Raw genomic sequence first — 12,752 nt, 5'->3', positions numbered from 1 at the left:
TCCGGATAGCCAACGAAAAGGGTGTACACCGAATCCGTTGGGCACTTCAAGCACCTTCGGTGTGGCGGAGCTCTACCCCCTGGTCAGGGCTCGGATGCCGGAGGGGCCGACGAGGGCGATGCCGCCGTCGATGGCCACCACGGAGGTGGCGTCACCGGCTTCCACCTGCCACAGGACCGAGCCGTCGTGGTTGGAGTGGACGGTGACCTGCGAGCCGCTGAGCAGGGCCAGGCCGGTCTGGAAGATGGCCACCGAGGAGCGGTCGGCGGTGGGGGGCAGGGCCTCGTCGGCCACCACCTCGCCGGTGGTGGTGTCGATGACCCGGAGCCGCACGCCGGTCCACCCGGCGATCAGGCGGCTGCCCTCCCCGAACCAGATGCCGTTGCCCTGGGCCGAGCGGAGGAGGTCGCGATCCAGCGACGGGTCCAGCACCAGGCGGTCCCGGGCCTCCCGCCAGGTGACGGTGCCGGTCGGGGACTCCAGGCCCAGGTCACCGGACTCGGCCGAGACGATGACCCGGCCGGCGGCGGTGGAGACGGCCAGGGGGCGGCCCACCGTGACCCCGCCGTCGGAGAGGGGCTGGCGCCAGCGGATCGACCCGTCGGCCCGGTTCAGGCCCACCACCTCCCCGGCGGTGGCCACCACCAGGACCTGGCCGAAGACCACGCCGTAGCGCGACGACGGGAACTCGTCGGCCGGGGCGGCCGGGACCACCTCGGGGGCGCGCCACCGCTCCTCCCCGGTGGCCAGGGCCCGGGCCACCAGGACCCCGTCGAGGGCGACGTAGACCGTGTCCTCGTCGGTGGCCAGGACGGTGCCGGTGTCGCGCCGCTCGGTGCCGTCGCCCACGGCGACGGTGACGTACTCGTGCACGTTCCCGAGGACGAGCACGACGTGGTCGGTCGAGATCTGGGGGTTGGGCAGGTACGGGCCGTCGCTGTCGTCGACCTGGACGCTCCACCGCTCCGAGCCGTCGCCGGGCTCGATGGCCCGGTAGGTGCGGCGCCCCCCGTCGGAGGTGGCCACCACCAGGGCGTCGGCGGCCCGACCCAGCCCGGCGTCGGCCCCCACGCCCAGGTCGACGGAGTACGCCTGGGCCCCGTCGGCCGCGGCGTGGCGGCTGAGGGTGAGGTTGCCGGCGGGGTCGCCGCGCAGGGCGACCAGGTCGCCGTCGACGCCCACGATCGAGCACACGCCCTCCTCCACGCAGGCGCCGTCGAGCTGCCAGCCGCCGGTCGGGGCGGCCGAGGTCCCGGTGGGCACGGCCAGGGGGGCGCCCAGCGGGGTGTCGATCTCCTTCAGGAACTCGGCCCCCTGCGGGCCGCCCTCGTCGTCGGGCGCAGTGGTCCCGCCCGCCTCATCAGCGGTGGTGGTGGCCGCCTCGGGGTCGTCGTCCCCGCCCCCCAGGACCAGGGCCGCCCCCACCCCGGCGGCCACCAGGAGGAGCACGACCACCACCGCGGCCACCAGGGGGCCCCGCCGGCGACCGGGGGCCCGGCCGGCGCCGGGCGGCGGGGTGGCGCCCCCGGGCGGGGAGCCGGCCGGGTCGTGGGGGCGCAGCACGGCGGTGGCGCCGGCATCCGCGGCGCCGCCGCTCGGCGGGCCGGCGGCCGCCGATCCCGCACCGACCACCGTGGGCGGCGCCGGGACCTGCGTGGGCGGGACGGGCGTGGGCGGCGCCGGGACGGGCGTGGGAGGGGGTGGGCCGGTGACCACCGGGGCCATCCCCAGCACGGTGGCGTCGAGGGCCGGCGAGGGCGGGGGGGTCGGCGGCGCGGTGCGGGTCGACCGGGCCGGGGTGACGGGCAGGCCCCGGTCGGCCTGGATCCGCTGGAGCTGTCCCGCCACCTCGGCCGCGCTCTGGGGCCGGCTCCCCGGCTCGGCCCCCAGCGTCGTCCGGACCAGGTCCCGCAGCGGCGCCGGCACCGCCGGCGGCAGCGGGGGCGGCTCGGAGCGCAGCACCCGGGCGATGGTGGCGGCCGGCGGCTCGTCCCGGTCGCCGCCGAAGGGGCTCGACCCGGTCAGGAGGGCGTGGAGGGTGGCCCCCAGGGACCACACGTCCGCGGTGGGCCCGGGCCGGTGGCCGGAGAGCACCTCGGGAGGCGTGAAGGGGATGGTGCCCACCAGGGTGCCGGTGGCGGTGTTGGTGCCCTCCGAGAGCCGGGCGATGCCGAAGTCGCCCAGCTTGGGGGCCCCGTTCTCGTCCAGGAGCACGTTGGCGGGCTTGACGTCGCGGTGGAGGATGCCGGCGTCGTGGGCCGCGGCCAGGGCGTCGGCCACGTGGACGCCCACGTCGAGCACCTCGGCCCACGGCATCGGCCCGTGGCGGGCCACCCGGTCGTGGAGCGAGCCCCCGGGCAGGTGCTCCATCACCAGGTAGGGGTGGCCGGCGTCGGTGGTGCCGGCGTCGTGCACGGTGACCACCGCGGGGTGGCCGGAGAGGCGCCCGATGGCCCGGCACTCGGCCAGGAACCGCCGCTCCCGCTCGGCGTCGTCGAGGGTCTCGCCCAGCAGCTTCACCGCCACCCGGCGGCCGAGCCGGCCCTGCTCGGCCAGCCACACGGTGGCGAAGCCGCCCGAGCCCAGGCGCTCGACCAGCACGTAGCCCGGCGGCAGGGGCACGCCCCCGATGGCCGGCGGGGGCGGCGGGCCGGCGTCCGGCCCCGGGGTGGGTTGGTCAGCCATCGGGATCGCCCCATCCTCCGTCGTCGACCGCCACGCGGGAGCCGACTGTACCCCTGCCCCCCGGGGGCCGGCGCCAGGGCGGGGACCCCCGGCCGGCCTCACCTCGCCCGCCCCCGGGCCGATGAGGACGGGGATGGTCGTCGCCCCCGCTCCCCCGGCCCCCGAGCCGGCCCCGGACCCGGCGGCGCCGGTGGCCCCGGCCGGGCCCACGGTGCGACGCCTCCGCTTCGAGTGGCCGGCCGACCTGGACCCGGACTGGACGCCGCAGCGGCCCGAGCTGGCCTGCGTGGCCAACGCCGTGTCGCTGCTCATGCCCCACGCCGAGCCCTACGTGGCCGGCGCCGTCCGGGACGCCCTGCCCGACCTCCCCGACGACCTGCGGGCCGAGGCCGAGGCCTGGATCGGCCAGGAGACGGCCCACCACGGCGCCCACCAGCGCCTCAACCGGGTGCTGGTGGCCCGCCGGCCGGCCCTGGCCCGGATCGAGCGCTGGATCGGGCGCTCCTTCGTCGCCCTGGCCCGCCGCCGCGGGCGCCGGTTCGCCCTCGGCTACGCCGCGGGCTTCGAGGCCCTGGCCTTCGTGGCCGCCCGGTGGGTCGACCGGCGGGCCCACGACCTGCTGCGGGGGGCCGACGTGGTCCCGGCCACGCTCTTCCTCTGGCACCTGGCCGAGGAGGTGGAGCACAAGGAGGTGGCCTTCGACGTCCACCGGGCCGCCGGCGGGACCCGCCGGTCCCTGGCCCTGGGCACCGGGGTGGCCGTGGTGGCGATGGCCTGGTTCACGGTGCTGGGCACGCTGGTCGGCCTGGCTCGCTCGGGTCGCCTCTGGCGGCCAGTGGCCCACTGGCGCCTGCTGTGCTGGTCCTTCGGCTTCCTCTTCGAGCTCCTGCCCACCCTGGCCGCCACCCTCCTGGCCGGCCACCACCCGTCCCGCATGGCCGACCCGGTCTGGCTGCCGGTGTGGCTGCGCTCCTACGACCCCGCCACCCGCACCATGCCGGCCTGGTCGATGGACATCGTCCGGCCCTGACCCGGCCACCGGCGGCCCGGCCGCCGGGGAGGCACCCGGGCCGGTCGGCCCGACCCGTGGGTACCCTGCCGCCGTGCCCGGTCCCCCGCGCCCCGCCCCCGACGACCCCGGCCCCGCCTCCGGCCCTGACCACGGCCCCGGCCACCGGCGGAGCGACCCGGGCCCGCCCGCCCGCCGCCGGGTGCGGGGCGACGGCGTCGACCTGTCGGTGGCCGAGTGGGGCACGCCCGGACCCGGGCCCACCACCGTGCTGGTCCACGGCTACCCGGACTCCTCGACGGTGTGGCACCCGGTGGTGGCCGCCCTGCGAGCCGGCGACCCGGCCCGGCACGTGGTCGCCCCCGACGTGCGGGGCGCGGGCCGCTCCGACCACCCCCGGCCGGTGCGGGCCTACCGGCTGCCCCGGCTGGTGGCGGACCTGGTGGCGGTGCTGGAGGCCACCTCCCCCGGACGCCCGGCCCACCTGGTGGGCCACGACTGGGGCTCGGTCCAGTCCTGGGCCGCGGTGGCCGACCCGCAGGCCGCCACCCGGATCGCCTCCTTCACCTCCCTCTCCGGTCCGCCCCTCGAGCTGGCCGGGGCCTGGGCCCGGGCCCGGCTGCGCCCCCACCCCGCCGACCTGCGGGCCCTGGCCCGGCAGGCCGCCCGCTCGTCGTACGTGGGGGCCCTGCTGGTCCCCGGCTTGGGCCCGGCGGCGTGGCGGCTCGGCCTGGGCCGAGCGTGGCCCCGGCTCCAGCGCCAGCGCGAGGGCGTGGCCACCGACGCCGACTGGCCCGGCCCGGGGCTGGTCGACGACGCCGTGGCCGGGGTGGGCCTGTACCGGGCCAACCTGGGCCCCGGCGCCCCCCGGACCCCCGGGGCCCCGGCCCGGGTCCCGGTGCAGGTGCTGGTCCTGGAGGACGACGCCTTCCTGACCCCGTCCCTGTTCGAGGGGATCGGGACCCTGTCCCCCGGGGCGCGCCTCCGCCGGGTCGAGGGCGGGCACTGGGCCATCCGCCGCCACCCCGACCGGGTGGCCTCCTGGATCGACGACCACATCGCCGCCTCCTCGGGGCCGGGGACCGGCCGGTGACCGTCCCGGCCCCGGCGGCCCCCCCGGGCGTCCCGGCCGCCACCGGCGGGGTGTGGGCCCCCGGGCGCCGGCTGCTGACCGCGGGCCTGGTCCTGACCATCACCCTGGCCGCCTTCGAGTCGCTGGCCATCGCCACCGTCATGCCCGTGGTCGAGGACGACCTGGGGGACCTGGCCCTCTACGGCTGGGTCTTCAGCGGCTTCTTCCTCGGGAGCCTGGTCGGCATCGTGGTGACCGGCGTGCTCACCGACCGGCGGGGCCCGGCCCTGCCCTTCGCCCTCGGGCTGGCCCTCTTCGCCGCCGGGCTGGTGGCCGGGGGCCTGGCCGACTCCATGGCCGTGCTGGTGGCGGCCCGGGTGGTCCAGGGCGTGGGCGCCGGCACCATCCCCGCCTCGGCCTACGCCAGCGTGGCCCGGGGCTACCCCCCGGCCGCCCGGCCCCGGATCTTCGCCATCATGTCCACGGCCTGGGTGGTGCCCGGCGTGGTGGGCCCGTCGTTGGCCGTGGTGATCGAGCACGCGGCGTCGTGGCGGGCGGTGTTCCTCGGCCTGCTGCCCCTGGTGGCCCTGGCCGCGGCCATCACCGTGCCCTCCCTCCTGGGCCTGGGCCGGGCCGCCCCCCGGGCCCGGGCCGGTGACGGGGCCCGCCTGGGCCACGTCGCCCTCCTGGTCCTGGGGGTGGGGGCCGTGCTGGCCGCCGGCCAGGCCTCGACCGCCCTCCTGGCCGTGGCCCTGGTGGCCGCCGGGGCGCCGATCGCGGCGTTGGCCTTCCTCCGCCTCGTGCCCCCCGGCACGGCCCGCCTGGCCCCCGGCCTGCCCGCCACCGTGGCCGTGCGCGGCATCCTGACCTGGTCCTTCTTCGGGGCCGACGCCTTCATCTCGCTGGCCGTGACCACGGGCCGGGGGGGCTCGACGTTCCTGGCCGGGGCCGCGCTCACCGTCACCTCGGTGCTGTGGAGCGCGGGGGCCTGGATCCAGGAGCGGGTCATCGGGCGCACCGGCCCCCGGCGCCTGGACCGCATCGCCTTCCTGCTGCTCGCCGCCTCGGGCCTGGCCATGGTGGTGGTGGTGCTGGCCCTGCCGGCGTGGGCCGCGGTCGGCGCCTGGGGGGTGGCCGGCCTGGGCATGGGCCTGGGCTACGCCCCCCTCTCGGTCACCGCCCTGGGCGCCGCCGCCCCGGGCCGGGAGGGCGAGGCCTCGGCCGCCCTGCACCTCTGCGACGTGCTGGGCGTGTCGATCGGCACCGGCCTGGCCGGCGCCGTCGTGGCCCTGGGCGACGGCCGGGGGTGGGACGTCTCCTCGGGGCTGGCCCTGGCCTTCCTCCTCGGGGTGGCGGTGGCCGGCGCCGGGGCCGGGGCCGCCCGCCGCCTCCCGGCCCGCGTCCCGGCCCACTGACCGGCCGCCGCGGGGACGGCCGCCGAGGGCGCTACATGCGGGGCGGGGCCTCGATGCCCAGGAGCCCGAGGCCGGTGGCCAGGGTGCGGGCCGTGAGGTCGCAGAGCACCAGGCGGCTGGCCCGCTGGCCCTCGTCGGCGGCCCGCAGGACCGGGCACGCCTCGTAGAAGGTGGTGAAGGCCTGGGCCAGGTCGAACAGGTAGCCGCACAGGCGGTGGGGCTGGGCCGTCGCCGCCGTGGCCCGCACCGCCCCCTCGAAGCCCAGCAGGGCCAGGGCCAGCTCCCGCTCGGGCCGCTCCCCCAGCCGGAGGGCGGCGGGGTCGAGGGCCGCGGGGTCGACCTCGCCCCGGCGGAAGATCGAGCGGATCCGGGTGTGGGCGTACTGCAGGTAGGGCCCGGTGTTGCCCTCGAAGGCCAGCATCCGGTCGAAGTCCAGGACGTAGTCCTTGACCCGGTCGCTGGACAGGTCGGCGTACTTCACGGCCCCGATGCCCACCGCCCGGGCCACGGCCGCGGCCTCGGCGCCGGCCAGGTCGGGGTTGCGCTCGGCCACGGCCGCCGCGGCCCGGTCGACGGCCTCGTCGAGCAGGTCGACCAGGCGCACCGACGACCCGGAGCGGGTCTTGAACATCTTGCCGTCGGCGCCCAGCAGGTTGCCGAAGGGCACGTGCTCGGCCACCACGCCCTCGGGCAGCCACCCGGCCAGGCGGGCCACGGCGAAGACCATCTCCAGGTGGTCGCGCTGGGGGGCGCCGACGACGTAGAGCGAGCGCCGGGCCCCGAGGGTGTCGACCCGGTGGCGGAGGGCGGCCAGGTCGGTGGCGGCGTAGCCGTACCCGCCGTCCCCCTTGCGCACGATCAGGGGCTGGGGCTCGCCGTCGCGGCCGGTGAAGCCGGGGGGGAACACGCACTCGGCCCCGTCGTCGGTGACCAGCAGGCCGGCCCCGTCGAGGTCGGCCACCACCGCGGGCAGGGCGTCGTTGTAGGCGCTCTCCCCCACGATGTCGTCGGGGGTGAGGAGGACGCCGAGCCGGTCGTAGACGGCTTGGAAGTAGGCGGTGGACTGGTCGACCAGCACCCGCCACAGCCGCAGCGTCTCCGGGTCGCCCGACTGGAGGGCCACCACCCGGCGCCGGGACCGGTCCTTGAACCCGTCGTCGGTGTCGAAGCTGGCCCGGGCGGCGCGGTAGAAGCCGTTGAGGTCGCCGACCGAGAGCTCGGCCACGGCCCGGTCCTCGCCCACCTCCACCAGGTGCTCGATGAGCATGCCGAAGGGCGTGCCCCAGTCGCCCACGTGGTTCTGGCGCACCACCGGGCGGCCCAGGTGCTCCAGCACCCGCACCAGGGCGTCGCCGATGACGGTGGAGCGCAGGTGCCCGACGTGCATCTCCTTGGCCACGTTGGGCGCCGAGTAGTCGACCACCACCGGCCCGGCGCTGGTGTCGGCCCCGACCCCCAGCCGCTCGTCGGACCAGGCGGCCCGGGCCAGGCCGGCCAGCGCCCCGTCGTCCAGGGTGAGGTTCAGGAAGCCGGGGCCGGCGATCTCGACGGTGGCCACCAGGTCGCCCACGTCCGCGGCGGCCGCCACCTCGGCCGCCACCTCCCGGGGGTTCCGGCCCAGCCGCTTGGCCAGGGCCAGGGCCCCGTCGGCCTGGAAGTCGGCCCGGTCGCTGCGGCGCACCGTCGGCGGGGCCGGCACCTCCGCCGGGTCGGCCCCGGCCGCGTCGCGCACGGCGGCGAAGGCGGGGACCAGGCGGTCGGTGAGCAGGGCGAGGGGGTCGGCCACGCCTCATCGTCCGGCCCGGCACCACCGGCGGTCAAACCCGCGCTCAGAGGCGGGCCCCGGCGGTGCGGAGCAGGGCGGCGAAGGCGCCGGCCCGGTGACGGACGAAGCGGGCGCTCAGGTGGTTGTCGTCGCGGTGGACGATGACCCCGTCCAGCAGGGCCGGGCAGGTCCCCCCCGGGCAGCCGATGGGCGTCGGGTCGATGACCCCGGCGGCGGGGACAGCGGCCACCGCCTCCCGCAGGGCCGTGTTGTAGCGGGGCACCACCGCGTCGGCGGCGACCGGGAAGTCGCAGGCGTGGCGGCCGGCCTGGCCCCGGCGGATCAGGCAGGCCGGCACCCGCTCGGGCAGGGTGGGGATGGTCTCGCTGACCACCACCCGGGCGCCGCCGGCCGAGAGGGTGCGCAGCGTCCAGTCCCAGCCCTCCCGCCACAGGCCCAGGTGGGCCGGGTCGGTGGGGTGCACGTCGCGCCCGCCCGACACCAGGCCCCGGACGTGGGACCGGGTGGCCACGATGACCACGTCGGGGGCGAACCGCTCGACCAGGTCCCGGTAGACGTGGTGGCGCCACTCGGCGCAGGCCGTGTCGGTCACCCTCCGGCCGTCGGGCTGGAGGGCGTAGGCCACGACGTCGTTGGCCGGGCACCCGCCCCGGGTGGCCCGGACGATGCGGGCGTCGCTGCCCTCGGCCAGCTCCTCCAGGGCCGGCTGCCACTGCTGGGCGTGGGAGTCGCCCACCAGGGCCACCACCGGGCCGTCGCCGTCGCGGTGCACGCACGGCTCGCTGCCGGCCGGGGACGGCCAGTCCTCCTCGAAGTAGGGGCAGCGGCCGGGCTCGGCCAGGTCGCGCACCGCCACCAGGGCGGCCTGGTCCCAGTCGTCCCGGGGCTGGAACAGCGGGTAGGCCACCGCCCCGGCCACCAGCGAGAGGGCCAGGCCGGTGCCCACCACGGCCGCCGGGCGAGCCGCCCCGGCCAGCCGGAAGCGGACGGGCCGCTCGACCACCAGGTACGACACCAGGGCCAGGGCCCCGGTCACCGCCACCAGGGCCGGGCGCTCGGCCAGCCCGGGCCGGTCCACCTCGGGCCGGGCCGCCACCAGGGGCAGGAACACGATCACCGGCCAGTGCCAGATGTAGAGGCTGTAGGACAGCCGGCCCACGGCGGCCAACGATCGGTGCCCGACCAGCCGGGCCACGGGGCCGGGCGGGGCCAGGTCGACCCCGGCGATGAGGGCCAGGCTGGCCCCGGTGACGGCCAGGCCGGGCCACCCCGGGTAGGCCGAGGCGTCGGTGACCCGGTGGGCCAGGGCGGCCAGGGCGGCCAGGGCGGCCACGGCCGAGACGCCGGCCGCCCCCCGCCCGGCCCGGGTGTCGGGGAAGGCCCACCCCCGGTGGCGGGCGGCCAGGGCCAGCGCCGCGCCGGCCAGGAGCTGGTAGGCCCGGGTGTGGGTGCCGTAGTAGGTCAGCGACGACCCGGCCAGGGCCACCGAGGCCACGGCCGAGGCCACGGCCAGGACCAGCACCGCGGCCAGCAGGCGGCCCACGGCGTCACGGGCCCGGCCCCGGGTGGAGAGGCGGTAGAGGCCCAGGAACAGGGCCGGCCACACCAGGTAGAACTGCTCCTCCACGGCCAGGGACCAGTAGTGCACCAGGGGGCTGGGCACGTCGCCGGGGGCGAAGTAGTCGCCGCCGGCCAGGGCGGCCCGCCAGTTGGCGCTGTAGAAGGCGGCGAAGGTGGTGTCCCACCCCAGCGCCTGCTTCTGCACCGGGTCGAACAGGTGGTGGCCGGCCACCATGACCGCGGCCAGCACGGCGATCGACGCCGGCAGCAGCCGCCGGGCCCGGCGGGCGTAGAAGCGGCCCAGCCCCACGGTGCCCCGCCCGGTGGCCTCCCCCACCAGGAGACCGGTGATGAGGTAGCCGGAGAGGACGAAGAACACGTCGACGCCGACGAACCCGCCGGGGATCCAGGCGTAGCCGAGGTGGAACAGGATGACCATGGCCACGGCCACGGCCCGGACGCCGTCCAGGTGGGGCCGGTAGCCCCGGGTGGCCGGGTCGGACGGGGACGGGGCCGGCGGGGGTGCGGGGGCCGTGGCGGCGGGCGCGGCCATCAGCGGGCGGGGCGGCGAGGCACGGGGACGCCCCGGTCAGGCCGCGGGGAGGCGGTCCCGGTCGGCGGCCAGGCGGGCCCGGAAGCGGTCGAGCTGATCGGCCACCGGGCCGGGGCCGCCGCCACCCCGGGTGGTGCGCCGGGTGACGGGCACGCCGGGGGCGATGAGGGCGGCGGCGTCGGGCCCCAGCCGCTCGTCCGCGGCCACCAGGTCGGCCAGGGCCCCCTCGCCGGCCAGGGACCGGCGGACCAGGTCGCCCACCACCGCGTGGGCGTCGCGGAAGGGCGTGCCCCGGGCCACCAGCAGCTCGGCCAGGTCGGTGGCGGCGGCGGCCGGGGTGTCGGCGGCGGCGGCCATGCGGTCGGTGCGGAAGGTGGCGGTGGCCACCATGCCCTCCCAGGCGGCCAGGGCCAGCAGCACCTGCCGGACCGAGTCGAACAGCGGCTCCTTGTCCTCCTGGAGGTCGCGGTTGTAGGCCAGGGGCAGGCCCTTGAGGGTGACCAGCAGGCCGGTCAGGTTGCCGACCAGGCGCCCGGCCTTGCCCCGGGCCAGCTCGGCGATGTCGGGGTTCTTCTTCTGGGGGAGCATGGACGAGCCGGTGGCGTAGGCGTCGTCGAGGGTGACGAAGCCCACCTCCTCGCTGGCCCACAGCACCCACTCCTCCCCCAGGCGCGACAGGTGCACGCCGCACAGGGCCAGGGCGAAGAGGGCCTCGGCCACGAAGTCGCGGTCGCTCACCGCGTCCAGGCTGTTGTCGAAGGCGGCGGCGAAGCCCAGGTCGGCGGCCGTGCCCTCGGGGTCGAGGGGCAGGGACGAGCCGGCCAGGGCGCCGGCCCCCAGGGGCGACACGTCGGCCCGGGCCCGGGTGGCCAGCAGGCGGTCGAGGTCGCGGGCCAGGGCCCAGCCGTGGGCCAGCAGGTGGTGGGCCAGCAGCACCGGCTGGGCCTGCTGGAGGTGGGTGTAGCCGGGGAGGTAGGCGTCGCCGGCCTCGGTGGCCCGGTCCAGCAGCACCTCCTGCAGGGCCAGCACCCGGGCGGCCACGTCGGCCAGGGCCCGCTTGGTCCACAGGCGCAGGTCGGTGGCCACCTGGTCGTTGCGGCTCCGGCCGGTGTGGAGCTTGGCCCCGGCCGGGCCGGCCAGCTCGGTGACCCGCCGCTCCACCGCGGTGTGGATGTCCTCGTCGCTGGGGGCGAAGGCGAAGGTGCCGTCGGCCAGCTCGGCCTCGACCCGGTCCAGGGCCCCCAGCACGGCGCCGGCCTCGTCGCCGTCGAGCAGCCCGCCCCGCACCAGGCCCCGCACGTGGGCCCGCGACCCGGCGATGTCGTCGGGGGCCAGCACCCGGTCGAACGGGAGGCTCACGGTGAAGGCCAGGAGGGCCTCGGCCGGGCCCCCGGCGAAGCGGCCGTGCCAGAGCGTGCGGCCCTCGGCGGCGTCCCCGTCCCCGGCGGGGGCGGGCGTGTCGTCGGCCATCAGTCCCGGTCCCGGAGCGAGCCCTGGCGGGCGGCCCAGGTCTCGATGCCCAGGCCCCACAGGCGCACGAAGCCGGCCGAGTCCTCGTGGCGGAACGAGTCCTCGGCGTCGTAGGTGGCCAGCTCGTAGTCGTAGAGCGAGTGCTGGCTGCGCCGGCCGGTGACCGCGCAGGAGCCCGGCGCCAGGTGCAGCCGCACCTCGCCGGTGACGAAGGCCTGGCTGGAGTCCACGAAGGAGTCGAAGGCCTGCTTGAGGGGGCTGAACCACAGGCCGTCGTAGATGAGCTCGGCGTAGCGGGGCTCGACGCGGGCCTTCTCCCGGTCGAGGTCCCGCTCCAGGCAGATCGACTCCAGGTCCTTGTGGGCCATGATCAGGGCCAGGGCCGCCGGGCACTCGTAGGTCTCCCGGCTCTTGATGCCCACCCGCCGGTTCTCGACCATGTCGATGCGGCCCCAGCCGTAGGAGCCGACCAGCGTGTTGAGCGTCTCGATGACCTCCAGCATCCCCAGCCGCTGGCCGTCGATGGAGGTGGGCACGCCCTGCTCGAACCCGATGACCACGTCCCGGGGCTCGGTGGCGGTGGGCCGGGTCAGGAGCCACACGCCGGGGGGCGGCACGGCCCACGGGTCCTCCATCTCGCCGCACTCGATGGCCCGGCCCCACAGGTTGTCGTCGATGGAGTACACCTTCTCCTTCGTCGCCTGGATGGGGATCTGGTGGTCGTACGCGTAGTGGATGGAGTCCTCGCGGGTCATGCCCCAGCCCCGCACCGGGGCCAGCACCTCCAGGTCGGGGGCCAGGGCCCGGGTCGAGACCTCGAAGCGGACCTGGTCGTTGCCCTTGCCGGTGCAGCCGTGGGCCACGGCGTCGGCCCCGTGGTAGCGGGCCGTCTCCACCAGGTGCTTGACGATCACCGGGCGGGACAGGGCCGAGACCAGCGGGTAGCGGCCCTCGTACATGGCGTTGGCCTTGAGGGCGGGGGCCACGAAGTCCTCGGCGAACTCCTGGCGGGCGTCGACCACGATGGCCTCGACGGCGCCGGCGGCCCGGGCCCGCTCGCGGACCACGTCCCAGTCGTCGGAGGCCTGGCCGACGTCCACGGCCAGGCACACGACCTCGACGCCGTAGTGCTCGATCATCCACTTCACGGCTACGGAGGTGTCGAGACCTCCGCTGTAGGCCAGGACGACGCGCTTGGGCAT

The 12,752-nt window shown here is 77.6% G+C and carries 8 protein-coding genes; 3 read left to right on the top strand and 5 right to left on the bottom strand.

Annotated features, from left to right (window positions below; translation table 11 throughout):
* Positions 1-72: 72 nt before the first annotated feature.
* Complete coding sequence (locus tag VEW93_04175; protein ID HYI60983.1) at positions 73-2,685, bottom strand: protein kinase; 2,613 nt, start codon at positions 2,683-2,685, stop codon at positions 73-75.
* 133 nt (positions 2,686-2,818) lie between these two features.
* On the opposite strand from VEW93_04175, the gene VEW93_04170 reads away from it, so the two are divergent.
* The 3 genes from VEW93_04170 (at position 2,819) to VEW93_04160 (ending at position 6,181) form a co-directional block, all read left to right on the top strand.
* Positions 2,819-3,715 carry a metal-dependent hydrolase gene (locus tag VEW93_04170; protein ID HYI60982.1) on the top strand — a complete coding sequence of 299 codons (897 nt, stop codon included), beginning with the start codon at positions 2,819-2,821 and terminating at the stop codon, positions 3,713-3,715.
* Positions 3,716-3,788: 73 nt separating this feature from the next.
* Entirely contained in the window at positions 3,789-4,787 is a 999-nt protein-coding gene (locus VEW93_04165; protein ID HYI60981.1) for an alpha/beta fold hydrolase, read from the top strand.
* Entirely contained in the window at positions 4,784-6,181 is a 1,398-nt protein-coding gene (locus VEW93_04160; GenBank protein HYI60980.1) for an MFS transporter, read from the top strand. Before VEW93_04165 ends, VEW93_04160 begins: the two co-directional genes overlap by 4 nt.
* A gap of 31 nt (positions 6,182-6,212) precedes the next feature.
* Here the strand turns inward: VEW93_04160 and argS are convergent, their stop codons facing one another.
* Genes argS through VEW93_04140 form a run of 4 tightly spaced genes read right to left on the bottom strand, consistent with a single transcriptional unit; the run spans position 6,213 to position 12,752 of the window.
* Positions 6,213-7,967, bottom strand: a complete 1,755-nt coding sequence (gene argS / locus VEW93_04155) for an arginine--tRNA ligase (GenBank protein ID HYI60979.1) — start codon at positions 7,965-7,967, stop codon at positions 6,213-6,215.
* Between the two features lie 43 nt (positions 7,968-8,010).
* Positions 8,011-10,080 (bottom strand): acyltransferase family protein, encoded by a 2,070-nt coding sequence (locus VEW93_04150; GenBank protein HYI60978.1) that lies wholly within the window; start codon positions 10,078-10,080, stop codon positions 8,011-8,013.
* Between the two features lie 36 nt (positions 10,081-10,116).
* On the bottom strand, positions 10,117-11,550 hold the full coding sequence (gene argH / locus VEW93_04145; protein ID HYI60977.1) for an argininosuccinate lyase: 1,434 nt from the start codon (positions 11,548-11,550) through the stop codon (positions 10,117-10,119).
* Positions 11,550-12,752, bottom strand: coding sequence for an argininosuccinate synthase (locus VEW93_04140; protein ID HYI60976.1), 1,203 nt, complete (start codon positions 12,750-12,752; stop codon positions 11,550-11,552). The genes argH and VEW93_04140 overlap by 1 nt, the downstream gene beginning before the upstream one ends.

The organism is Acidimicrobiales bacterium (genome assembly GCA_035630295.1).
Lineage (GTDB): Bacteria > Actinomycetota > Acidimicrobiia > Acidimicrobiales > Iamiaceae > Iamia.
Note: the sequence above shows the minus strand (reverse complement) of the source record. Positions and strands in the feature narration are given on the sequence as shown.